We start from the raw sequence: 21,937 nt of genomic DNA, 5'->3' as shown, positions 1-21,937 counted from the left end.
ACGAACCGCTCGAGCGCCCGGCCAGCCCCCATAACCACACTGACCGAGACACGCAGCCATGACCACCACGATCAACGAAACCCACGACCCGTCCTTGAAGAGCTGGGTCGCCAGCGCCAATTCGGACACGTCGGATTTCCCCGTGCAGAACCTGCCCTACGGCGCATTCCGCCGCAAGGGCTCGCAGGAATCCTTCCGCCCCGGCGTGGCTATCGGCGACCAGATCCTGGACCTGGCCGCGCTGGCCGGCAAGCAGCCGTTCGAAGGCCTGGCCGCGGATGCCCTGGCCGCCTGCGCCACCGATAGCCTGAATGCGCTGATGGCCCTGGGCCAATCGCACTGGAGCGCGCTGCGCCTGGCCCTGTCGCGCGCGCTGCGCGAAGGCGCCGCCCTGCGCGCCACGGTGGAACCGCTGCTGGTCGCGCAGGCTGATGCCGAATACACCACGCCCGCCCGCATCGGCGACTACACCGACTTCTATATCTCGGTGCACCACGCCACCGCCGTGGGCAAGCAGTTCCGTCCCGACAACCCCCTGCTGCCCAATTACAAGTGGGTGCCGATCGGCTATCACGGCCGCGCCTCCAGCATTGGCGTGGACCAGAAATTCCCGCGCCCGGTCGGCCAGACGCGCCCCGCCAACGAAGGCGAAGCGCCGCAATTCGGCCCCTGCGCGCGTCTGGACTATGAACTGGAGCTGGGCATTTTCGTGGGCACCGGCAACGCGCAGGGCGAACGCATCACGCTGGCCGACGCGGATTCGCACGTGTTCGGCCTGTGCATCCTGAACGATTGGTCGGCGCGCGACATCCAGGCCTGGGAATACCAGCCGCTCGGCCCCTTCCTGTCCAAGAACTTCGCGTCCACGATCTCGCCGTGGATCGTCACGATGGAAGCGCTGGAGCCGTTCCGCACGCAATGGACCCGTGGCGCGGGCGAGCCGCAGCCGATGCCTTACCTGGCCTCCGACGCCAATCGGGCCAAAGGCGCGTATGACGTCCAAATGCAGGTGCTGATGACCACCGAACAATCGCGCGCCGACAGCAAGCCGCCGGTGAAGCTGTCCAGCAGCAATTTCCGCGACGCCTACTGGAACGTCGCGCAGCTCATCACGCATCACACGGTCAATGGCTGCAACCTGCAGCCGGGCGACATGCTGGGCACCGGCACGCTGTCCGGCCCGCAGCCTTCGGAAGCGGGGTCGCTGCTGGAACTGAGCAATGGCGGCAAGGCGCCAATCGAACTGCCGTGGGGCGAGAAGCGCACCTTCCTGCAGGATGGCGACCAGATCATCATCCGCGCCGAATGCGTGAAGGCGGGCTATCCGCGCATTGGCTTCGGCGAGTGCTCGGGCGTGGTGCTGCCCGCGCGCGTCTGACGCTCAGGCGGCATGGACAAAGCCACGCAGCGGCGCGACCGCTGCGTGGCTTTTTTATTTAGTTGACGGGCGGGTTTGTGACGGCCGGCGATCCGGCGGCGGGCGATCCGGCGGCGGGCGACCCCGCACCCGGCGCCCCCGGACGCGCAACGAGCGCCTCGATCTCGTCGTCCTTGGCCTGCCATTGCTGCCCAAGCCACTGGTGGAACGTGGTGCGAAACGCCTTGTCGCGCGAGTAATCGGCTTCGCAGAATGCCGGCGGCACCGGCAATTGCCGCATGCGCACCAGCACTTGTCCTGCGCGTCCGCAGGCGAAATCCCAGAAGCTCGGCGCGCCGTCCGGATAGGCGATGGTGACGTCGATCATCGACCGGAACTGCGCCCCCATCGCATTCAACGACACCGCCAGACCGCCCGCCTTGGGCTTGAGCAGATGGCGGTAAGGCGAGTTCTGCGCCGCGCGCTTGGCTTGGCTGAAACGCGTGCCTTCGGCAAACAGCATCACGCTGGTGGGCACCAGCGAAAACTTGGCGCAGGCGCGCCGCGCGGCCTCCTGATCCTGGCGCCCCAGGTCGGGGTTCTTGCGCAGGGCCGCCTTGCCGTGCCGTTTCATGAAGGGGAAGTCCAGCGCCCACCACGCCAGACCGATGACCGGCACGTAGATGAGCTGCTGTTTGAGGAAGAACTTGAGCAGCGGAATGCGCCGGTTCAGCGAGTACTGCAGCACGAAGATGTCGACCCACGACTGATGGTTGCAGTTGACCAGATACCAGTCGGCATAGCGCAGGTCCTTGTTGCCCTGGATGTCCCAGGCCTGCGGCTGGATGCGCACGAACCAGCCGGAATTGCACGCCACCCACGCCGTGGCGATGCCATTCAGGATGGGGTCGATGCGGCGCCTGACTGCGGCAAAAGGCAACGCCAGCTTCAGCAGCGAGACCGGAAACAGCAGCAGGCACCAGAACAGCGTGTTGGCGGCAAGCCAGACCGAGCTGATGACACCGGTGATCCAGGCAAAACGGCCACGCGGCACGGGGATCGCCATACGGAGACGCTGGCGCTGCGCGGCGTGTTGGACACTGGAAAGCGCCGGAGATGCGGGGCGGGAGGCTCCCGAGGACGTGTTGGGCGTTGTCATGGGCGCCAGTGTGCTATTGGCCCGCGGAATGCGGATTGAGCAGGATCAAGGCAGGCGGCCGGGGTGGCCGCCTTGGTCGTCATATGCGTCACGGCAGCCGGTACTTCTCTTCGCGATACGCCCAGCTTGCCCACAACGCGTGCGCCAACGCCTCCTGCGTCAGCGCGGGATCCGCCGGCTCGACCGGCGCATACGTCTCGTCCTGTCCCACCGGCGCGGCCTCGTAACGGAACTGGCGCGGCGCCTTGGAAGGCTCCAGCACCAGCAGTTGATCGCCTTTCAGATAACCGAAGTTGTCCGCGTATTGCATCATCGCGCGGTTCGGATCGCGCTGCGTCAGGTCGGCGCCCAGCATGGGGTTCACATTATCCAGGCCGATCAAGGACAGCAGCGTCGGCGCCATGTCGATCTGGCTGACCAGCCGATCGTCCTGCCGCGGCGCGATGCCCGCGCCCAGGATCAGCGCCGGAATCTGGAAATGCCGTACCGGCACGGGAATGGAGCCGTAAACGCGCGAGTCGTGGTCGGCGATGACCAGGAACACCGTGTTGTCCCAATACGGCGCCTTGCGCGCCTTGTCGAAGAACTGGCCCAGCGCCCAGTCCGCATAGCGCACCGTGTTATCCACTGTGGCCGGATCGCCCACGGGCTGGATGCGCCCGGGCGGATATTCCCACGGCGAATGGTTGGTCACCGAGAACGCCAGCGTAAACACCGGCTTGTCGCCATCCGCGCGCAGCAGGCGGTCGACCTGATTGAACATGTCTTCATCCGAGGCGCCCCACGATCCCTCGAACACGGGGTCGACGAACTTGGGCCGGTCCACGATCTCGTCAAAGCCGTTGCCCAGGAAGAAGGCGCGCATGTTGTCGAAGTGGGACTCGCCGCCATACACGAAGCGCGAGTGATAGCCGTGCTTGCCCAGCAACTGCGCCAGTGTGAAAAAGCCTGTCTGCGAACGCGGCAGCTTGACCACGGCATCGGCCACGCTGGGCAAAAAGCCCGCGGTGACGGCTTCGATGCCGCGCACCGAACGCGTGCCGGTGGCGTAGGCGCGGTGGAACATCCAGCCTTCCTTGCCCAGCCGGTCGATGTTCGGCGTGAGGTCGCGGCCCCCCAGGCTGCCGACGTATTGCGCGCCCAGGCTTTCCTGCAGGATGATCACCACGTTCAGCGGCTTGTCACGCCGCACGGTTGCCTTCTGCTCATGCAGGCTGGGCAGCGTCGGATCTATTGGCGCGCCGGTCATGCCGGCCTTCTCGCGCACGATGGCGTTCATCTCGTCCACGGCCATCTTGGGATACATCGCGGCCGACGAGCGTTCGTCGCGCATGCGATAGGCCGCGTCGAACACGCTGTACAGCGAATTGAGCGCCAGCGCGTTCACCATGGCGTCCGAGCTGAAGGCCACCTTGGCGGGATTGATGGGGCGATGCTCGAGCGTGCCGCGCGCGCCCAGGAACACCAGCGCCAGGATCACAAAGGATGCGACAGGCCGCTTCCACCATCCCATGAACGGATCGCGCGTGCGCGTCGGGAACAGCTTGACCGCAAGCCAGGCCGCCAGGACCAGCACCACGAAGGCGGCCAGCAGCACGCCCTTGTAGCCCTGCCACAGCATCGAGCCCACTTCCTTCGGATTGAGCAGGTAGATGAAGTAGAGGCGATTGGGACGGGTGTCGTATTCCGCGATGAATTGCGGGGTGGACACTTCCAGCAGCACGTACAGCATCCACCACACGCGGAACCACCACGCGGTAATGCGCGCGGCAAGCGGACGGTGGCCGAACCACGGCGAAAACACCGCCGGCAGCGCGATCACCATCGACAGCAGGCACACGTCGATGCGCAGTCCGCCAAAGAGGAGCGGCCCGAGGCCCCCGGCCGCTTCGACGCGGTCCCACATCCAGAAGGCCAATCCCAGCCGCGACAGTGTCAGCAGCACCAGGATGGCGATGATGAATCGAAGTGTCAGGCGACGCATGCCGCGACCCTCCGAGCAACGGGACATGCCTGTCCCAACGAAGAATGCGTATTGCCTGATGTGCCGCGCAGAACCATGCCGCTTCGAGAACCAAAAAAATAACCGCGCCAAGAGTAACGCGGTTTCGGGCTTATCAACGGCGACGAGAGGCGGTTCAAACGTTGTACGACATCACACGTGGACCAATCGCCTTCAATACGATGGCTATTGCGCGCGCCGCAGGCGTTCGCGGCTGTTGCTCAGGTGCGTGCGCATGGCGGCGCGGGCGGCCTCGGGGTCCTGGCGCGTGATCGCGCTGTAGATGTCTTCGTGTTCGAGATTCACGCGCGCTAGATAGGCGGCGCGGTCTTCGAGGGCGAACTTGGCGGAGTTGATGCGGGTGCGGGGAATGATGGCCGAGCCCAGGTGCGCCATGAGGTCCGCGAAGTAACGGTTGTCGGTGGATTGGGCCACCAGCAGATGGAATTGAAAGTCCGGCGTGATGGTGTCACCGCCCGCATCCAGCGCCTGTTTGAAGGCATCCAGCGCGCGACGCATCGCCTGCAACTGTTCGTCGCTGCGGCGGATGGCGGCCAGGCCCGCGGCCTCGCTTTCCAGGCAGATGCGCAGTTCCAGCAGCACCAGCACGTCGCGCACGGTGGCGATGTCGGCCGGGTCGACGCGGAAGTCGCCGCCGCCGCTAGGCTCAAGCGCATAGGTGCCCACGCCGTGATGCGTTTCGACCAGACCCGAGGCCTGCAGACGCGACAGCGCCTCGCGCACGACGGTGCGGCTTACGCCGAACTGACGCATGATGGCGGATTCGGTGGGGAGCTTGTCGCCCGGGCGGATTTCACCGCTGCGGATGCGTTCGGAAATGTTTTCAACCAGGCCTTGCGCCAGGTTGCGGGGACGACGCTGCGGCAAAACAGGGGTATCGGCGGGAGCGTTCATCAGGGATTATCCGGAAGCGGTTGCGCAGCGCTTGACGCTGAAAAATGGCGTTCATTATACTTTGCGACAGTTGTACGATAACGTACCAGACAAGTCCACTCCACCGCGCCATTCACAGAGCGTTGCGTCATGAGCCGAGCTGTCAACAACATACCTGAATCCCTTCGGTGTCATCGTTTGTTATTGACCGGCGCCGCCGGCAACCTGGGCCTGGTACTGCGTCCCCGATTGAAAGCTCATGCGGACATCCTGCGCGTCTCGGACGTGGCGGCGATGGCCCCCGCACAAGACGGCGAGGAGGTCGTGCAATGCAATCTGGCCGACGCGTCCGCCGTGTCGGAACTGGTGCGCGGCACGGACGCCATCGTGCATCTGGGCGGCGTGTCGGTCGAGCGCCCCTTCGAAGAAATCCTGCCGGCCAATATCCAGGGCGTCTACAACGTCTACGAGGCGGCCCGCCTGCACGGCGTGCGGCGCGTGGTGTTTGCCAGCTCCAACCACGTCATCGGCTTTTATGAACAGGGACAGACCCTGGACGCCGACGTGCCGCTGCGACCCGACGGCTATTACGGCCTGAGCAAGGCCTACGGCGAAAACCTGTCGCGCTTCTACTTCGACCGATATGGCATCCAGACCGTCTGCCTGCGCATCGGCTCGTCGTTTCCCGAACCCAGGGACCGGCGCATGCTGGTCACCTGGCTCAGCCACGACGACCTGACCGATCTGGTTGTCCGATCCCTTTTCACTCCCGACGTCGGCCACCTCATCGTGTATGGTGCGTCGGCCAATCGCGACAGCTGGTGGGACAACAGCGGCGCGGCCGTGCTTGGTTTTGCGCCCAAGGACTCTTCCGAGCGCTTCCGCGCGCAGGTCGAGGCGCAGCCCCCGCTGGCCGCGGACGATCCCGCGGCGCGCTACCAGGGCGGCGCCTTCGTCAAGGCCGGCCCCTTCCCCTTCCCGAACGCCTGAAGCCTTTCATGTCCATCACCGCCGAACGTCTTGGAACCTTGTTGTGCGGCGTCGGAGAAAGCCCTATCTGGCGGCGCGCGGACAAGGCGTTCTACTGGACCGACATCCCCGGCAAGACGCTGTGGCGCTGGACGCCCGAGACCGGCGCATTCGCGCACTGGGCGTTGCCGCAGATGGCGGGCTGCATGGCGATGCGCGGCGACGGGTGGCTGCTGGCCATGGAAGACGGCCTCTATGCCTGCGACGCCCTGCGCGAGGGCGAGGCTTGCCAGCCCCGGCAACTTGCCGCCGTTGCCCACACCGCGCCCGGCATGCGGTTCAACGACGGCCGCTGTGACCGGCAGGGCCGGTTTCTGGCGGGCACCATGGTGATGGACATGGGCCTCGCCTGGCCCGCCGGCGCACTGTACCGCCACGATGCGCGCGGCACGTCCGTGCTGCTCGACGACCTGATCGTGCCGAACGGCCTGGCTTTCAGTCCCGATGGCCGGACAATGTACCTGTCCGATTCGCACCCATCGCGCGCGACCGTCTGGGCCTTTGACTACGACACCGATGCCGGCGTGCCGTCCCACCGCCGCGTCTTCATCCCCGCCCTGCCCGCCGGCCGCCCGGACGGCGCCGCCGTGGACGCGGCGGGCTGCTACTGGGTCTGCGGCAACGACGCCGGCAAGGTGTACCGCTACACCCCCGACGGCCGCCTGGACCGCACCCTGGACGTGCCCGCCGCGAAGGTCGCCATGTGCGCCTTCGGCGGCGCCGGCATGGACACCCTTTTCGTCACGTCGATCCGTCCCGCGAATGCCGCTCCCGGCGCGCTGGATGGCGCGGTATTTGCCCTGCACCCCGGCGTGCAGGGCCTGGAGGAAACCGCCAGCGCCGGTTAGCACCCGACGGGCGGCTTCGCGCGCGCCCACCCCGAGCAGGCAGTGCATATCAAAGAGCTTCGGGGCCATCCCGGCCCTCAACGAAACGCCATACCCCATCCGGAGGTAGACATGCTGCACCCTCACCTGAGCCGCGCCGTTCTGGCCGCGGCCGCCTTGCTGACGCTGATTCCCGCCACCCACGCCGCCGAGCTGCGCTCCGCGGACATCCATCCCGACGATTACCCCACTGTGCAGGCCGTGCGCCACTTCGGCGAACTGGTCAAGCAACGGACCAACGGCCGCATCACCGTGAAGGTGTTTTCCGGCGGCGCGCTCGGCAACGAAGACGATTCGATCGAGCAGGTGAAGCTGGGCGCGCTGGCCATGTCCCGCGTCTCCAGCGCGGCGATGCACAACATCTGCCAGACGACGCGCGTGCCGTCGCTGCCGTTCCTGTTCCGCTCCAAAGAGCATCTGCACAAGGTGCTGGACAGCGAGATCGGCGACCAGATCCTGCGCTCGTGCGAGGCTGCGGGCTTCGTTGGTCTGGCGTGGTACGACAGCGGGTCGCGTTCCATGTATACGACCAAGAAGCCGATCAAGACGCTGGCCGACGCCAAGGGTCTGAAGATCCGCGTGCAGCAGTCGGACCTGTCCGTCGCTATGGTGGAAGCGATGGGCGGCAACGCCACGCCGATGCCGATGGGCGAGGTCTACACGTCGCTCAAGACAGGACTGGTGGATGCGGCCGAGAACAACTTTCCCAGCTACGAGAGCGCGCATCACTACGAGGTCGCAAAGTTCTATTCGCTGACCGAGCACACGATGACGCCCGAGATCCTGATCTTCTCCAAGCGCCAGTGGGACAAGCTGCCGCCGGACGACCAGAAGATCCTGCGCGAGGCCGCGCGCGAATCGGTGCCGTACATGCGCAAGCTGTGGGACGAACGCGAGCAGAAGTCGCGCGCCGTGGTCGAGAAGGCCGGTTCGCAGATCTCGCAGGTCGATAAACCCTCGTTCCAGGGTGCGATGAAGCCGGTGTACGAACGCTTTGTCACCACCCCTGAAATGAAGGATCTGGTCGCCAAGATCCAGGCCGTGCAGTGAGGACATCATGTTGGCCACACCCACGAATGAACCAGATGTCGCCGCGGGGGGCCGGGAAGAAGCCCTGGCTGCCCCGCTGGATGCCTACTCCCGCGCCTGCGCCCGGCTGGCGCGAATCTGCATGTGGACCAGCGTCTTCGGGCTGATCTGCCTGATCGTCGCTGTCTCGCTGCAGATCTTCGGCCGCCACGTCCTGAACAGCACGCCGACCTGGGCAGAAAGCCTGGCCCTTTTGCTGGTGCTGTACGTCACCATGCTGGGCGCCGCGGTCGGCGTGCGCGACGCCGGCCATATCGGCTTCGAGTCGCTGCTGGACGCCCTGCCCGCCGCCGGGCAGCGGCGGCTGCGCATCTTCATCCATCTGCTCGTGCTGCTGTTCGGCGTGCTGATGGCCTGGAATTGCGGCGTGCTGGCCGAGTCCGTCGCGGCCTACAAGATTCCGAACCTGGGCATCTCCAACGCCTGGAAGTACGTTCCTGCAACCCTGTCGGGCACCTTGATCGCGCTCTTTTCCATCGAGCACATCATCGCGATCCTGCGCAACCAGAAGGTGGTCCCGGCATGGCGCTGACACTGCTTTCCTTCACCTTCATGGGGTTCCTCGTGATCGGCGTGCCGGTGGCCTTTGCCATCGGGCTGTCGTCCATCACGGCCATCATGTACGAGGACCTGCCGCTCGCGGTGGCCTTCCAGCAGATGACCTCGGGCATGAACGCGTTTTCGTTCCTGGCCATCCCCTTCTTCATCTTCACCGGTGAACTGATGCTGTACGGCGGCATCGCCGACCGCATCGTGAACTTTGCCAAATCGCTGGTGGGCCATGTGCGGGGCGGCCTGGGCATGTCCAACGTGGTGGCCTGCACGCTGTTCGGCGGGGTGTCGGGATCGCCCGTGGCGGACGTGTCGGCGATGGGGTCCGTGATGATCCCGATGATGAAGCGCGAGGGCTATCACGCTGACTACGCGGTGAACGTCACAACCCACGCGGCGCTGGTGGGCGCGCTGATGCCGACCAGCCACAACATCATCATCTACACGCTGGCCGCGGGCGGCAAGGTGTCCATCGCGGCGCTGATCGCGGCAGGCGTGGTGCCCGCCCTGATCCTGACCGTGTGCAACCTGGCCGCTGCGTATTTCGTGGCGCGCAGCCGCGGCTATCCGGCAGGCACCTTTCCGGGCTGGCACATCGTGTTCCGCTCGCTGGTCGCCGCGGCGCCGGGGTTGTTCGTGGTGGTGCTGATCATTACCGGCATCCTGAGCGGCGTCTTCACCGCGACGGAATCCGCGGCGGTGGCGGTGCTGTATGCCCTGGCGCTGACGATCTTCGTCTACCGCTCGCTGACCTGGGACCAGTTCGTGCGCGCCGCCAGCAAGGCCGTGAAGACCACGGGCGTGGTGCTGCTGCTGATCGGCATTTCGGCAACGTTCGGCTACCTGATCAGCTTCTATGGCGTGGCCGAAAAGACCGGGCAGCTGATGGCGTCCATCTCGACGGAGCCGTGGGCCATCTTCCTGATGGTCAACATCATCCTGTTCGTGCTGGGAACGTTCCTGGACATGGCCGCCACCATCCTGATCTGCACGCCGATCTTCCTGCCGATCTGCATGCAGTACGGCATGGGGCCGGTGCAGTTCGGCATGGTGCTGCTGCTGAACTGCGCGCTGGGGCTGAACACGCCGCCGGTGGGCACCACGCAGTTTGTGGGGTGCGCCATCGGCGGGGTATCCGTGGGGACGGTCATGCGCACCATCTGGCCGTTCTACGGCGCGCTGCTGGCCGCGCTGGCGCTGGTGACCTATGTGCCGGCGTTCTCGCTATGGTTGCCGGGCGTGCTGCTCAACTGACGCGGTGCTGGCGGGGCGGGCATCCGGGCGCCCGCCCCGCGATCAGCGGATAGAAGAACACCGCCGCCAGCAGCCACATCAGGGCGGCGGACCAAAGCGTCTGGCTGAGAAAATGCGCGCCCTGCAGAATGCGCACCGCCGAAAACGCCACGCCGGCCGCCACGCCGATCGCCAGTCCGCTCCAGCGCCACGCCGGGCGGCCCAACGCCCACCCCGCGAAGTAAAGGGTCAGCAAGGCGTAGCCCGCGCCGGCATGGCCGCTGGGCAACGCGCCGCCGGCGCGCGCCTTTGCCCAGGTCCACCAGTGCACCGGATAAGGCGTATAGCCGCCCAACGTCTCCAGATCGTAGGGGCGCGGCAGCATGGTGTGATGCTTGAGTTGCGTAATGAGCAGTTGCCCCGTCAGGCACGTGATCGCGACGGCACAGGCCACCCCGCGCCAGCGCCGCCACGCCGCGATGCGGTAGCTGCCCGCTGCAACGCCCGCCGCGGCCAGACCCACGCTGATCGGCAGCGCCAGCACCATCCGGTGGCCCAGCAATTCAAGCCACCGGCTGCCATGCAGCGGAAAGTCGTCCAGCAGCGGATCGAACAGCGCGCGCGCGATGCGCATGTCCAGTCCCGACGCCTGTGACCACCAGGCCATACAGGCCAGCAACAGCGTCACGCCCGCGACGTGGGTCAGCAGATAGCGGGTTCTTGTCGGCGCATGCAGCGCCGGCACCAGGGGGGACTGCAGCAATGGGGACGGCATGGAGACGAAGTTCCGGACGTTTCGGGCCAGCGCACTTTACGGTCCCGCCAGTCGAAAATTCGTCAAATTTTCGCCGTCGGGCCGCCCCGCTCGTCGGGCTCGAAACGCAGCAGGAAGCGCGTGCCACGCGCCGGGCCTTCTGCTTGCGAGGATTCGACGCTGAGCGACCAGCCCTGCATGTCGCAGACGCGCTTGGCGATCGCCAGGCCCAGCCCGCGCGCCGTCTCGTCGCCGCCCGCCACGCCGGAATCGCGCAGGCGGCCGCTGAAATAGCGGCGGAACAGAAAAGGCAGATCGCTGGCAGCAATGCCCTTGCCGTTGTCGCGCAACGCCAATCCGCCCTCCGCGTCCAGCGCCACGGTCAGCGTGGCCGGTGCGGCGTGTTCGATGGCGTTGCGCACGAGGTTGCGCAGCACGGTCAGCAAGGCGTAGCGGTCCAGCGTCAGCACCTGGCCGGCGGGCAATTGATTGTCAAAGCGCAGGTCGGCCAGACTGGCCTGGGCGGCATGCCCCCGCCACGCGTCTTCCATGCACTCGGCGATGTCCACCGGTTCCGGCGCGCGCAACTCGTCGCGCGCCATTGCCCGCGCGCTTTCCAGACTGACGATGACGTCGTCCACGTTGTCCACCACGCGTGTCAGGCGCTGCTGCTGATCCGGCGTCAATGCCTGCGTCAGGAGCATGAGCTCGCTGTCCGAGCGGATCGCCGCCAGCGGCGTGCGCACCTCGTGGCTGAGGTTGCTGGCGAACTCGCGTTCGCGGGCGATGGACCGGTCCACCTGGTTCTGCACGCGGTTGAAGGCTTCAATGAGACGCCCGGCCTCGTCGTCGCGCGTGACGGCCATGTCAGGCGAGCCCGGCGCCCAGGTCGACAGCCGGTCCGTCAGATCCAGCAGCGGTCCGACCGCCACCCCCGCCACACGACGCGCCAACCCGTAGGCGAGCACGACGCAGATGGCGCCCACGCCCAGCACGATCAGCCCGAAATCGTGCACCCGCTCTTCGTTGTCGGTGGCGTCGTACAGCAGGTACACGGTGCCCCGGCCCGTCTCGGCCACCATCACGTGCCAGGTGTAGGCGCCAGGTTCGATCAGGTGCAGTCCGTTTTCCAGCGAAAGCAGTTCCGGCGGCATGCCGGCGGGCGGCTGGCCGTCCACGCTGAGCCACGCCCGCATGGATCCGCCGAGTTCGCGCGCGCCGTGGCGCGGCAGGAACTCGTCGCTGCTGCGCGCATGCTGGACCAGGCGGTCCATCTCGGTGTTCAGGATGTCGTTGACCAGATCGTCTTCCATCTGGTCGAACGTCAGGTAGGCCAGGAGGGCCAGCGCGGTGACGAACAGCGCGACCGTGCCCGTCAGTGCCCAGACCACGCGCTGGGTCAGCGTGCCGGCGGCGGCGCGGCTCATGATGCGGCGGCGGGCAGCGTCAGGCGCCAGCCGGTGCCGTGCACGGTCTCGATACCGTCAAAACCCGCGTCGGCCAGCGCGCGCCGCAGCAGGTGGACCTGGCTGCGCAGCGCATCGGACGAGGGCGGTTCGTTGCCCCACAGGACCGATTCCAGTTCTTCGCGCGTCACCACGCGGCCCGGGTCGCGCAGCAGCACCTCGATGATGAGGCCCGCCTTGCGGGTCAGGTGGACCGGCACGCCGCTGACCGACACGACGCGGCTGCGCGCGTCGAACTGAAGCGGGCCGAAGGTGCGCTCCGCATCGACCGTCGACCCTTTGGCGCGCTGGATCAGCGCCAGCAGCCGCGCTTCCACTTCGAGCAGCGCGAACGGCTTGGTGAGATAGTCGTCGGCGCCATGGGAAAAGCCCGCCAGCTTGTCTTCGAGGCTGTCGCGCGCGGTCAGCATCAGCACCGGCACGGCCAGCCGCCGTTCCGTGCGCATGTCATGCAGCACGGCGTTGCCGTCCATGCCGGGCAGGCCGATGTCCAGCAGCACGGCGTCAAAACGCTGTTCCTGCAACCGTTGAAGGGCCGCGGGTCCGCTGTACGCCACATCGGGCAGAAAGCCCCGCGCCTCCAGGAAGCTGTACAGATTGCCGGCGATGACATGGTCGTCTTCGACGATCAGCACCCGGTGGTTCGCGCCCGCTGCGGGAGGGGTTTTCATGGTCTGCGATCCTGGCCGCGTTATGCCTGCAGCACCTTGCCGGGGTTCATGAGACCCTGGGGATCCAGCGCCCGCTTGATCCGGCGCATCAGCGCCAGTTCGACGGGGTTCTTGTAGCGCGGCAGTTCGTCGCGTTTGAGCTGACCCACGCCGTGCTCAGCGCTGATGGATCCCTTGTGCGTGTGCACGCTGTCATGCACGACGCCATAGATCTCGCCTTGCAGCGCCAGCAGCTCGGCTTCGGTCTGTCCGGGTGCATGGGCCACGTTGTAGTGCAGGTTGCCGTCGCCCAGGTGGCCGAAGATCACGTGGCGCACGCCCGGAAAGCGCGCCTGCAGCAAGGCGTTGGTCTTGTGCACGAACCCGGCGATCGACGAGATGGGGATCGAGACATCGTGCTTGACCGACTTGCCCAGCTCGGCCTCGGCCAGCGGAATGCTTTCACGCAGATGCCACAGCGCCTTGCTTTGCGACACGTTGGCGGCGATGGCTGCGTCGTTCACCAGGCCGGCTTCGATGGCGTCGCCCAGCACGGCCTCGAAGCGCTCGCGGGCGTGCGTTTCGCTTTCGCTGTCGGACAGTTCCAGCAGCGCGAACCACGGCGAAGCCGCCGACTCGCCTTCAAAAGGCAGGCGCTGCTGCGGAAACAGCCGCACCACGCCTTGCAGGCAGGCGCCGCTCATGAGTTCGAACCCGGTCAGCGAGGCGCCAAATCCGGAACGGGCGCGCGACAGGACCTCGACGGCGTTGTCGATGCTGTCCAGCGTGAGCAGCGCCGTGCAGGACGCCACGGGACGCGGATACAGCTTGAGGGTGGCGGCCGTGATGATGCCCAGGGTGCCTTCGCTGCCGATGTACAGGTCGCGCAGGTCGTAGCCGGTGTTGTCCTTGCGCAGGCCGCGCAGGCCGTCCCAGATCTCGCCTTCGGCGGTCACGACCTCCAGGCCCAGCGTGAGGTCGCGCGTATTGCCATAGCGCAGCACCTGCGTGCCGCCGGCGTTGGTGGCCAGGTTGCCGCCGATGGTGCAGCTGCCTTCGGCCGCCAGGCTCAGCGGGAACAGCCGGTTGGCTGCCGCTGCGGCCTCCTGCACGGCCTGCAGGATGCAGCCGGCCTCGACCGTGATGGTGTCGTTGTCGGTATCCAGTGCGCGCACCGCGGTGAGCCGGGCCGTGGACAGGACGACCGCGGTGCCGGTGTCGTCCGGCGTGGCGCCGCCGCACAGGCCGGTATTGCCGCCTTGCGGCACGACGGGCACGCCGTGCTGCGCGCACAGCTTGATCGCGGCGGCCACGTCCGCCGTGGAACCGGGGCGGATCACCGCCAGGGCCGCGCCGCGATAGCGGCGGCGCCAATCCAGCACATAGGAATCCGCGTCCGCGCCGGTCAGCACGTGGGAATCGCCCAAGAGGGCCTGGAGATCGCTCAGCAGTGTCATGGGTGCCGCACAGAGAGTCGGCCCGGCCGCCGAGGGCCGGGCGCTGTTCATCGGATGTGCGGACTATTGTAGGGGCTGGGCGGCGCCCGCCGAAGCCCCCTGCGGGTGTCTGTTGGACCTGTCAGCCGACCGCCTGGTCCAGCCGGGTGCCCGTCATGCCCGAGCAGAAGGCGCGGGAGGCGATGCGCTCCATCAGGAAGGCGCGGTCCACGCCGGCGGGGCCGGGCAATTCGGACAAGGCGCGGTAGGCGCGGCGCAGGACTTCGCCACGGGTGGCGCCGCAGACCATGAGGTGAGTGCACGGCAGGCGGCGATCGCCGCAACCGTCGATGCGCACTTCCAGCACGTGCGGCGCGATGGGATCGTGTTCGGCAACCGGCATGTCCGGCGTGCGGGCCCGCGCCTGCGCGTCGATGACGCGGAAGACGCCGCTGCGGTCGTCGAGCGAGAAGGACACGGTGCCTGCGGCCTGCCAGCCGCGGTCGCGCGCCACGCTGGCGGCAACCGTGCGCAGCGCGCTTTCGATCGATGCCGCCAGATGCGGCGCCGGGCATTCGGCGATGAGGACGCGCGCATCGCGCCAGACGCTGCGCTCCCAGGCGCGGCCAGCGGCCAGATCGCCCGTTGCCGCGGCAAAGACGTGGATATCAAGCCTGCGTTCGCGGCCGGCCGCCGGACCGGCAAAGTCCGTGGGTGGTCCCCGCCTGCTTGTGGCGCCGCCCGATGACATGACTGTGGATACTTTGGCGCCCATGGCCCCTCCTGGTCTTTCTGCTTGCCCGGCAAGCGTATCACCTTCGGATGACGAGCAACTTTTGTGCCATGCGCGCCCGCCCGGCAAGCGGCTTTTTTGCCTGCGGACGTGCACCGGAAACAGGCGGCGCCGCCCCATGCGCCGCACCATGGCGGGGCAGGCCGGCACCGGGTAAATGCCCTACTCCGCCCGAAGGATGAAGCCCCCCGCGCCGATGGGGGATAATCCAGCTTTGGCCCTTGCCATAGCGGTTTGGATGTGCGGGTTTACCATTACCCGGCAGCCGCCGCGCTGTCCCCCTCAACAAGGAACCGTCGTGGGCAACAATACACAATTTCCGGCCTCTGTTTTCAAGGCATATGACATTCGCGGCACGGTGCCGGACCTGATCGACGCGGCCTTCGCCCGGTCTCTCGGCGTGGCGCTTGCCGCCCGCGCCCGCGAACAAGGCGTGCAGACGCTCGTGGTTGGCCGCGATGGCCGCCTCAGCAGCGAAATGCTGTCCCTCGCCTTGCAGGAAGGCATGCTCGAAGGCGGCGTGGATACGCTGGACGTCGGCATGGTTCCCACCCCGCTCGTGTACTTCGCGGCCAACATCATGCAGACCGGGTCCGGCGTTGCCATCACCGGCAGCCACAACCCGCCCAAGTACAACGGCTTCAAGATGATGATGGGCGGCCGCGCGCTGTACGGCGACGACGTCCAGCAACTGGCGCAGGCCATGAATGGCGATGCCCCGGCGCCCGCAGCCGAGGCCGGCACGCGCCGCCAGCTCGACCTGGCGCAGACCTACATTGCCCGCGTGGCCTCCGGCGTCAAGCTGGCGCGTCCCATGAAGATCGCCATCGATTGCGGCAACGGCGTGGCCGGCGCCGTCGCGCCGCAGCTGTTCCGCGCGCTGGGCTGCGAGGTCGACGAACTGTTCTGCGAGGTGGATGGCAACTTCCCCAACCATCATCCCGACCCGGCCGAACCCAAAAACCTGCAGGACCTCATCAAGCACGTGGCCGAGACCGATTGCGAACTTGGCCTGGCCTTTGACGGCGACGGCGACCGCCTGGGCGTGGTCACCAAGTCCGGCCAGATCATCTGGCCCGACCGCCAGCTCGTCCTCTTTGCGCGCGACGTGCTCGAGCGCAATCCCGGCGCCACCATCATCTATGACGTCAAGTGCAGCCGCCACGTCGGCCTGTCGGTCGAAGCGGCCGGCGGCAACGCGCTGATGTGGAAGACGGGCCACTCGCTGGTCAAGGCCAAGCTGGCCGAAACCGGCGCGCCGCTGGCCGGCGAAATGAGCGGGCACATCTTCTTCAAGGAACGCTGGTACGGCTTTGACGATGGCCTGTACACCGGCGCACGCCTGCTGGAGATCGTGTCGCGCTTTGCCGACGCCTGCGAGCCGCTGGAAGCCCTGCCGCAGGACGTTTCCACGCCGGAACTGAAGCTCGAAATGGAAGAAGGCCAGCCGTTCACGCTGGTCAAGGCGTTGCAGGACCAAGGCCAGTTCCCCGACGCCAAGCGCGTGATCACGATCGACGGCGTGCGCGCCGAATACGCCGATGGCTTTGGCCTGGCGCGGCCGTCGAACACCACGCCGGTCGTCGTGCTGCGTTTCGAGGCGCAAAGCGAAGCGGCGCTCGCGCGCATCCAGGCCGACTTCCGCCGCGAACTCGGCAAGCTGGCGCCGAACGCCACACTGCCCTTCTGATCCGCTCATGTCGTTAGCCAACAGCCCCGCGTGGCAGCAGTTCATCACCGCAACACGTACGGCATCCCGGGACGGCCAGAAGCTGCGCCTCATCAATGCGCCCGGGCTGCGCCTGGATCTGAGCGCCCAGGCGCAGTCGCCCGACCTGCTGGCGGCCTCGCAGGCGCTGCTGGTGCAGCAGGACTTCGAGGCCAGCCGCGCGCGGCTGTTTGACGGCGGCCAGGCCAACTGGACGGAAGGACGCGCCGCCTGGCACACCGCCCTGCGCGCGGCCGAACCGCCCGCCATGGTGGCCAAGGCGGTGCTGGCCGAGCGCGAACGCATGCGCGAATTCGTGCGGGCGGCCGACGCGGCGGGCCGCTACAGCGGCGTGCTGCATCTGGGGATTGGCGGCAGCGACTGGGGGCCGCGCCTGGTCACCCGTGCCCTGCGCCACGAGGGCGTGCGGCGCGAAGTGCGCTTCGCCTCCAACGTGGATTCGCACTCGGTCGCCGATGCGATGAGCCGCCTGGATCCGCACAACACGCTGGTCATCGTCGCGTCCAAATCGTTCACCACGACCGAGCCGCTGGCCAACGCCGAAGTGGCGATGAACTGGCTGCGCGACGCCGGCGTCGCCGACCCCATCAAGCAGGTCGTCGCGATCACCTGCAATGTCGAGGCGGCACTCAACCTGGGCATCCTGCCCGATCACATCTTCCAGATCTGGGACTGGGTGGGCGGGCGCTATTCGCTGTGGTCCGCCATCGGCCTGCCGGTCGCGCTGGCGCTCGGCAACGACACCTTCGACCAGCTGCTGGCGGGCGCCGCGGCCATGGACGACCATTTCCGCACCGCGCCGCTGGCCGAGAACGCCCCCGTGCAGATGGCGCTGGCCGGCGTGGCCAACCGCAGCGTGCTGGGCTACGACTCGCTGGTCATCACCCCATACGATTCGCGGCTGTATCACATCGTTCCGTGGGCCCAGCAGCTTGAAATGGAATCGCTGGGCAAGGTCGCGACCGCCGACGGCAGCCCCGCTGGCGTGCCGACCGGCCCCGCGGTGTGGGGCATGTCGGGCACCGATTGCCAGCACACGTTCTTCCAATGGCTGCATCAGGACACGACGGGCGCGCCCGTGGATTTCATCCTGTGCGAGCAGCCCGACCATGCCTATGCCCGGCACCACGAGCTGCTGGTCGCCAATTGCCTGGCGCAGCGCTCGGCGCTCCTGCGCGGCAAGACCTTTGAAGAAGCCCTGGCGGAAACCTCCGCCACAGAACGCGACCCGGCGCGTGCGCGCCTGCTGGCGCAGCACCGCGTGCATCCGGGCGGCCGGCCGTCGTCGCTGATCGTGTTGCCGCGCCTCGAAGCCTTCACGCTTGCCGCGCTGCTGGCGCTGTACGAGCACAAGGTGTTCACGCAGGGCGTGATCTGGGGCATCAACCCGTTCGATCAGTGGGGCGTGGAGTTCGGCAAGGTATTGGCCAAGAACATCATGCGCGAGCTGGACGCGCCCCAGCCCAGCCAGCAGGATCCGTCCACGCGGTTCTGGATCGACGCAATCAGGCGCTGAGCGCGTCGTACAGCGCGACGTGGATGCGAGCGACCTGGTTGATGTCAAACTCGCGCTCCGCCAGCGCCCTGCCCGCCGTGCCCATCGCCTGACGCAACGCCGCGTCTTGCGCAAGGCGCGCAATGGCCTCAGCCAGCGCCGCCGCGTCGCGCACCGGCACCAGGAGGCCGGTCACGTTGGGTTCGATGGCATCGCGGCAGCCCGGCACGTCGGTCGTCACGACCGCCCGGCCGCAGGCCGCGGCCTCGATCAAGGATTTCGGCAGGCCTTCGCGGTAGGACGGCAGCACCGCGATGTGCGCGGCCGCGTACAGCGCCGCCACATCCGAACGCTCGCCCAGCGCCTGCACGCAGCCGTCCTGCTGCCAGGCATCGACGTCGGCCTGCGTGGCGGACGTCGGATTGCCAGCGTCCAGGCCGCCCACCAGTTGCATCGTCACCGGCACGCCGCGTTCACGCAGCAGTTTGGCCGCCTGCACGAACTCCTGCACGCCCTTGTCGCGCAGCAGGCGCGCCACCATCGTGACGACAACGGGCGGCGCGGGCGGCTCCGGGGTGGGCCGATAGGCGTCGAGGTCCACGCCCGCGCCGCGGATGATGACCACCTGGTCCTCGCGCACGGCGCCCAGCGACTTGAGCAGGTCACGGTCGTTGGCGTTCTGGAAGATCACACGGCTGTTCGGATGGCCCAGCGCAACGCGGTACAGGCGCGCCACCACGGCGCGCACCAGCCGCATCTTCAGCGAGTTCGACAGGAACACGAATCCCAATCCGGAGATCGCCGCCACCATGCCGGGCACACGCGCAATGCGCGCGGCGATGCCGCCGTACAGCACGGGCTTGATGGTGACCAGATGCACCACATCGGGACGCAGCCGGCGGAACAGGCGCACCAGGGCCAGCAGCGTGCCCAATTCCTGCAGCGGATGCTTGCCGCTGCGCGTCATGGGAATCGCGTGATGGGTCATGCCCAGCGCCTGGATGTCAGCCACCGCCGGACCGTCCATCGTCGCGACGTGGACGTCGTAGCCTGCCTTCTGCGCGGCCAGGGCGACCGGCACGCGGTGCGACATGAAGAACGCCGGATTATTGACGACAAACAGCAGGCAGCGTCCGGCGCTCATGCTTGGACTCCAGAAATACGGCGCCAGACGGCGATGTAGCTTTGCACCATGCGTGCAAGATCAAAGTGTTCCAGGACGCGTGCGCGCCCAGCCTCGCCCGCGCGCTCGCGGCCGCGTGCGGCCACATCGCCCAACGCGGATTCGATGCCGCGGGCGAGGGCCTCGGCCTGCTCGGGCGGCACCACCACGCCGGTGTCGCCGACGATGTAGGCGGCGTCGCCCACGTCGGTCACCACGCAATACACGCCGCACGCCATGGCTTCGGCCACCACGTTCGGAAAGCCTTCGGCGCAGCTCGACAGCACGTGCACATCCAGGCCGTTCATGACGGCGGGCACGTCGTCGCTGGGACCGTTGAACACCACGCGGTCGCGCAGGTCCAGCTTGTCGAGCAAGGCGCCCAGTTGGGCGTTACCGTCGGTCATGTCGCGGCCGATCAGCACGCAGCGCAACCCCGCGTCGCGTCCATCGCGCACCAGCGCGGCCACGGCGCGCAGCAGGTTGGCGTGGTCCTTGAGCGGATCCCAGCGCGCCACGCAGCCGATCACGGGAGCGTCTTCGGACAGTCCCCATGCGGCGCGAACGCGCGAGCGCGCCTGCGGATCCGGCGCGTAGCGCGACAAGTCATAGCCGTTGGCGATCACGACCATGCGGTCGCGGCGGTAGCCTTTTTCGGCGTGGCGCTCGGCCGCGTTCTGCGCCGCGCAGACGATCGCGCGCGGCACGCTGCCCGATAGCATCGCGCACGCGCGCAGCACCAGCCGCGCCGACCGGCTGCTGCGCTCAAGGTGCTCGCCGGAATTGCGGATGCCCCACGCAATGGCGCGAACGCCTGCCAGGCGGGCGGCCAGGCCGCCAATCAGGTCGGCGTGATACATCCAGGTTTGAACGGCATCGGGACGGTTCGTGGCGATCAGGCGGCGCAGCGCCAGGAAGCCGCCCAGGCTGACGCGCCCACGCTTCATGCCCAGGGCATGCACCGCAACGCCCGCCGCGCGCAGGCGCTCGCCATACAAACCTTCATCGGTTAGCGACACGACCATGTGCTCGACGTCGGCGTCCGGCCAGGTCGCCAGGCGCGTCAGCACCGATTCGGCGCCGCCCTGGCCCAGCCCCGTGATGACATGCAGAATGCGCAGCGGCCGGGTGCTCATCGCCCCTCCCGCACCGCTTCGAACAGTTCATCCCATTCGGTCAGCACGCTGGACAGCGCATAACGCTGGCGCACGGCCGCGGCGCCGCGCGCACCCAACTGCTCGCGCAGCGACACGTCGCCCATCAAACGATGCAGGGCATCGGTCATCGCGACCCGGTCGCCCGCCGGCACCAGCAGCGCGTCCTGGCCGTCCCGCGTCATCTCGCGCGGACCACTGGGGCAATCGAACGCCACGCAGGGCAAGCCCAGCGACATCGCTTCCAGCAACACATTGGGAAAGCCCTCGACCAGCGAACTGAGCACGAAGGCCTGGCCGCGCGCCAGTTCTTCCCACGGCGCTTCGGTGCGCCCCGGCAAACTGACGCGCGACTGCAGGCGCAGACGCGCCACCTGCTGCTGCAGCGCCTCGCGCTCGGGGCCTTCGCCCCAGATGCGCAGGTTCCAGTCGGGAAATTCCGGCGCAAGCTGCGCAAAGATGTCGATCAGAAGGTCGAACTGCTTGTCCGGCACCAGCCGCCCCATCGCGATCAGCTCGCGCGGGCCGGCCTCGTGACGCTGCTGCACCAGCGGCGCATCCAGCAGCGGCGCGGGCAGTGGATTCGGGATGACGGCCAGGCGCCGGATGCCGGGCACCTGGCGCGCGAACGGACCGGCGGTGTCTTCGGCCTGCACCGTCACCATGTCGGCGCGCGGGTACAGCACGCGGCGCAGCTTGCGCCAGACGGTTCCCGTGGTGGTTTCAGCGACCGGATTGGTGCGCTCGCAGACGATGAGCGGCACGTTCAGGCCGCGCGTGGCCAGAATGGCGGCCACGTTGACGTTGGTCAGGAAGGACACCACCACGTCGGGCCGCGAATCGCGAATGTGCTTGCGCAGGGCCAGCAGCCGCTTGAAGGCCGCCATCCCGCCCGACACCCGGGTGCCGGCCAGATCGGCCAGCCACGACAGCTGGACCTTGTCCGACAGGGGATAAAAGCAGGTGCCCTTGGACGAGTAGGTGGGCGTCAGGATGACGGTGTCGCCGCGCTCTGACCATGCGTTGACCAGGGTCGCCGCGACGCGTTCCGCGCCGCCGGCGTGCATGGAGCTGACCAGCATCAGTATTTTCATTC

Annotated in this window: 19 protein-coding genes; 8 read left to right on the top strand and 11 right to left on the bottom strand. The window is 67.5% G+C overall.

Going from position 1 to position 21,937, the window contains the following annotated elements; translation table 11 throughout:
- The first annotated feature begins 58 nt into the window (after positions 1–58).
- The gene (fahA, locus tag KW836_RS07810) at positions 59–1,378 is read left to right on the top strand and encodes a fumarylacetoacetase (protein WP_175184653.1); all 1,320 of its coding nucleotides are present in this window, start codon (positions 59–61) and stop codon (positions 1,376–1,378) included.
- 58 nt (positions 1,379–1,436) lie between these two features.
- On the opposite strand, the gene KW836_RS07805 is transcribed toward fahA, so the two are convergent.
- From KW836_RS07805 to KW836_RS07795, 3 genes are all read right to left on the bottom strand, one after another.
- Positions 1,437–2,411 carry an acyltransferase gene (locus tag KW836_RS07805; protein ID WP_370633010.1) on the bottom strand — a complete coding sequence of 325 codons (975 nt, stop codon included), beginning with the start codon at positions 2,409–2,411 and terminating at the stop codon, positions 1,437–1,439.
- 193 nt (positions 2,412–2,604) lie between these two features.
- The gene (locus KW836_RS07800; RefSeq protein ID WP_218342896.1) at positions 2,605–4,500 is read right to left on the bottom strand and encodes an LTA synthase family protein; all 1,896 of its coding nucleotides are present in this window, start codon (positions 4,498–4,500) and stop codon (positions 2,605–2,607) included.
- 204 nt (positions 4,501–4,704) lie between these two features.
- Positions 4,705–5,433: a FadR/GntR family transcriptional regulator gene (locus KW836_RS07795; RefSeq protein ID WP_175122529.1), complete on the bottom strand. Its 729-nt coding sequence runs from the start codon at positions 5,431–5,433 to the stop codon at positions 4,705–4,707.
- A 129-nt stretch (positions 5,434–5,562) separates the two neighbouring features.
- Between KW836_RS07795 and KW836_RS07790 the strand changes: the two genes are divergently transcribed.
- The 5 genes from KW836_RS07790 to KW836_RS07770 all read left to right on the top strand — a co-directional run bounded on the left by KW836_RS07790 (position 5,563) and on the right by KW836_RS07770 (position 10,223).
- Positions 5,563–6,402, top strand: a complete 840-nt coding sequence (locus KW836_RS07790) for an NAD(P)-dependent oxidoreductase (protein WP_218342895.1) — start codon at positions 5,563–5,565, stop codon at positions 6,400–6,402.
- A gap of 8 nt (positions 6,403–6,410) precedes the next feature.
- Positions 6,411–7,289, top strand: coding sequence for an SMP-30/gluconolactonase/LRE family protein (locus KW836_RS07785; protein WP_218342894.1), 879 nt, complete (start codon positions 6,411–6,413; stop codon positions 7,287–7,289).
- Positions 7,290–7,400: 111 nt separating this feature from the next.
- Positions 7,401–8,378, top strand: coding sequence for a TRAP transporter substrate-binding protein (locus tag KW836_RS07780; protein WP_175122526.1), 978 nt, complete (start codon positions 7,401–7,403; stop codon positions 8,376–8,378).
- Between the two features lie 7 nt (positions 8,379–8,385).
- Complete coding sequence (locus tag KW836_RS07775; protein WP_175122525.1) at positions 8,386–8,949, top strand: TRAP transporter small permease; 564 nt, start codon at positions 8,386–8,388, stop codon at positions 8,947–8,949.
- Positions 8,940–10,223: a TRAP transporter large permease gene (locus tag KW836_RS07770; RefSeq protein ID WP_175122524.1), complete on the top strand. Its 1,284-nt coding sequence runs from the start codon at positions 8,940–8,942 to the stop codon at positions 10,221–10,223. Before KW836_RS07775 ends, KW836_RS07770 begins: the two co-directional genes overlap by 10 nt.
- Here KW836_RS07770 and KW836_RS07765 read toward each other — a convergent pair.
- The 5 genes from KW836_RS07765 to KW836_RS07745 all read right to left on the bottom strand — a co-directional run bounded on the left by KW836_RS07765 (position 10,216) and on the right by KW836_RS07745 (position 15,283).
- The gene (locus KW836_RS07765; RefSeq protein WP_255595167.1) at positions 10,216–10,977 is read right to left on the bottom strand and encodes a phosphatase PAP2 family protein; all 762 of its coding nucleotides are present in this window, start codon (positions 10,975–10,977) and stop codon (positions 10,216–10,218) included. The genes KW836_RS07770 and KW836_RS07765 overlap by 8 nt on opposite strands.
- A 62-nt stretch (positions 10,978–11,039) precedes the next feature.
- Positions 11,040–12,383, bottom strand: a complete 1,344-nt coding sequence (locus KW836_RS07760; protein WP_218342893.1) for a HAMP domain-containing sensor histidine kinase — start codon at positions 12,381–12,383, stop codon at positions 11,040–11,042.
- Positions 12,380–13,093: a response regulator transcription factor gene (locus KW836_RS07755; RefSeq protein WP_175122522.1), complete on the bottom strand. Its 714-nt coding sequence runs from the start codon at positions 13,091–13,093 to the stop codon at positions 12,380–12,382. The genes KW836_RS07760 and KW836_RS07755 overlap by 4 nt, the downstream gene beginning before the upstream one ends.
- Positions 13,094–13,113: 20 nt before the next feature.
- Complete coding sequence (locus KW836_RS07750; protein ID WP_218342892.1) at positions 13,114–14,529, bottom strand: FAD-binding oxidoreductase; 1,416 nt, start codon at positions 14,527–14,529, stop codon at positions 13,114–13,116.
- Positions 14,530–14,650: 121 nt separating this feature from the next.
- Positions 14,651–15,283: a BPTD_3102 family carboxylase-like protein gene (locus tag KW836_RS07745; RefSeq protein ID WP_175122520.1), complete on the bottom strand. Its 633-nt coding sequence runs from the start codon at positions 15,281–15,283 to the stop codon at positions 14,651–14,653.
- A 316-nt stretch (positions 15,284–15,599) separates the two neighbouring features.
- Here KW836_RS07745 and KW836_RS07740 point away from each other — a divergent pair, with 316 nt between their 5' ends.
- Together KW836_RS07740 and pgi are read left to right on the top strand one after the other, a co-directional pair.
- A complete protein-coding gene (locus KW836_RS07740; protein WP_175137792.1) occupies positions 15,600–16,991 on the top strand; it encodes a phosphomannomutase/phosphoglucomutase in 1,392 nt (463 codons plus the stop codon).
- Positions 16,992–16,998: 7 nt separating this feature from the next.
- On the top strand, positions 16,999–18,546 hold the full coding sequence (gene pgi / locus KW836_RS07735) for a glucose-6-phosphate isomerase (protein ID WP_218342891.1): 1,548 nt from the start codon (positions 16,999–17,001) through the stop codon (positions 18,544–18,546).
- Here the strand turns inward: pgi and KW836_RS07730 are convergent.
- The 3 genes from KW836_RS07730 to KW836_RS07720 are packed head-to-tail and all read right to left on the bottom strand — an operon-like array spanning position 18,536 to position 21,935.
- Positions 18,536–19,669 (bottom strand): glycosyltransferase family 4 protein, encoded by a 1,134-nt coding sequence (locus KW836_RS07730; RefSeq protein ID WP_175122517.1) that lies wholly within the window; start codon positions 19,667–19,669, stop codon positions 18,536–18,538. The two genes, pgi and KW836_RS07730, sit on opposite strands and share 11 nt — an antisense overlap.
- Positions 19,666–20,823, bottom strand: coding sequence for a glycosyltransferase (locus KW836_RS07725; protein ID WP_218342890.1), 1,158 nt, complete (start codon positions 20,821–20,823; stop codon positions 19,666–19,668). Before KW836_RS07725 ends, KW836_RS07730 begins: the two co-directional genes overlap by 4 nt.
- On the bottom strand, positions 20,820–21,935 hold the full coding sequence (locus KW836_RS07720; protein ID WP_175122515.1) for a glycosyltransferase family 4 protein: 1,116 nt from the start codon (positions 21,933–21,935) through the stop codon (positions 20,820–20,822). The genes KW836_RS07725 and KW836_RS07720 overlap by 4 nt, the downstream gene beginning before the upstream one ends.
- Positions 21,936–21,937: the final 2 nt, after the last annotated feature.

This window comes from Achromobacter sp. ACM05, assembly GCF_019218915.1.
GTDB classification, from domain to species: Bacteria; Pseudomonadota; Gammaproteobacteria; order Burkholderiales; family Burkholderiaceae_B; genus Achromobacter; species Achromobacter animicus.
Note: the sequence above shows the minus strand (reverse complement) of the source record. Positions and strands in the feature narration are given on the sequence as shown.

Coding starts and splice junctions, on each gene's coding strand:
- KW836_RS07775 (WP_175122525.1), top strand. CDS start 8,386: ATGTTGGCCACACCCACGAATGAACCAGATGTCGCCGCGGGGGGCCGG.
- KW836_RS07795 (WP_175122529.1), bottom strand. CDS start 5,433: ATGAACGCTCCCGCCGATACCCCTGTTTTGCCGCAGCGTCGTCCCCGC.
- KW836_RS07770 (WP_175122524.1), top strand. CDS start 8,940: ATGGCGCTGACACTGCTTTCCTTCACCTTCATGGGGTTCCTCGTGATC.
- KW836_RS07800 (WP_218342896.1), bottom strand. CDS start 4,500: ATGCGTCGCCTGACACTTCGATTCATCATCGCCATCCTGGTGCTGCTG.
- pgi (WP_218342891.1), top strand. CDS start 16,999: ATGTCGTTAGCCAACAGCCCCGCGTGGCAGCAGTTCATCACCGCAACA.
- KW836_RS07780 (WP_175122526.1), top strand. CDS start 7,401: ATGCTGCACCCTCACCTGAGCCGCGCCGTTCTGGCCGCGGCCGCCTTG.
- KW836_RS07750 (WP_218342892.1), bottom strand. CDS start 14,529: ATGACACTGCTGAGCGATCTCCAGGCCCTCTTGGGCGATTCCCACGTG.
- KW836_RS07755 (WP_175122522.1), bottom strand. CDS start 13,093: ATGAAAACCCCTCCCGCAGCGGGCGCGAACCACCGGGTGCTGATCGTC.
- KW836_RS07745 (WP_175122520.1), bottom strand. CDS start 15,283: ATGGGCGCCAAAGTATCCACAGTCATGTCATCGGGCGGCGCCACAAGC.
- KW836_RS07765 (WP_255595167.1), bottom strand. CDS start 10,977: ATGCCGTCCCCATTGCTGCAGTCCCCCCTGGTGCCGGCGCTGCATGCG.
- fahA (WP_175184653.1), top strand. CDS start 59: ATGACCACCACGATCAACGAAACCCACGACCCGTCCTTGAAGAGCTGG.
- KW836_RS07785 (WP_218342894.1), top strand. CDS start 6,411: ATGTCCATCACCGCCGAACGTCTTGGAACCTTGTTGTGCGGCGTCGGA.
- KW836_RS07720 (WP_175122515.1), bottom strand. CDS start 21,935: ATGAAAATACTGATGCTGGTCAGCTCCATGCACGCCGGCGGCGCGGAA.
- KW836_RS07730 (WP_175122517.1), bottom strand. CDS start 19,669: ATGAGCGCCGGACGCTGCCTGCTGTTTGTCGTCAATAATCCGGCGTTC.
- KW836_RS07725 (WP_218342890.1), bottom strand. CDS start 20,823: ATGAGCACCCGGCCGCTGCGCATTCTGCATGTCATCACGGGGCTGGGC.
- KW836_RS07760 (WP_218342893.1), bottom strand. CDS start 12,383: ATGAGCCGCGCCGCCGCCGGCACGCTGACCCAGCGCGTGGTCTGGGCA.
- KW836_RS07790 (WP_218342895.1), top strand. CDS start 5,563: ATGAGCCGAGCTGTCAACAACATACCTGAATCCCTTCGGTGTCATCGT.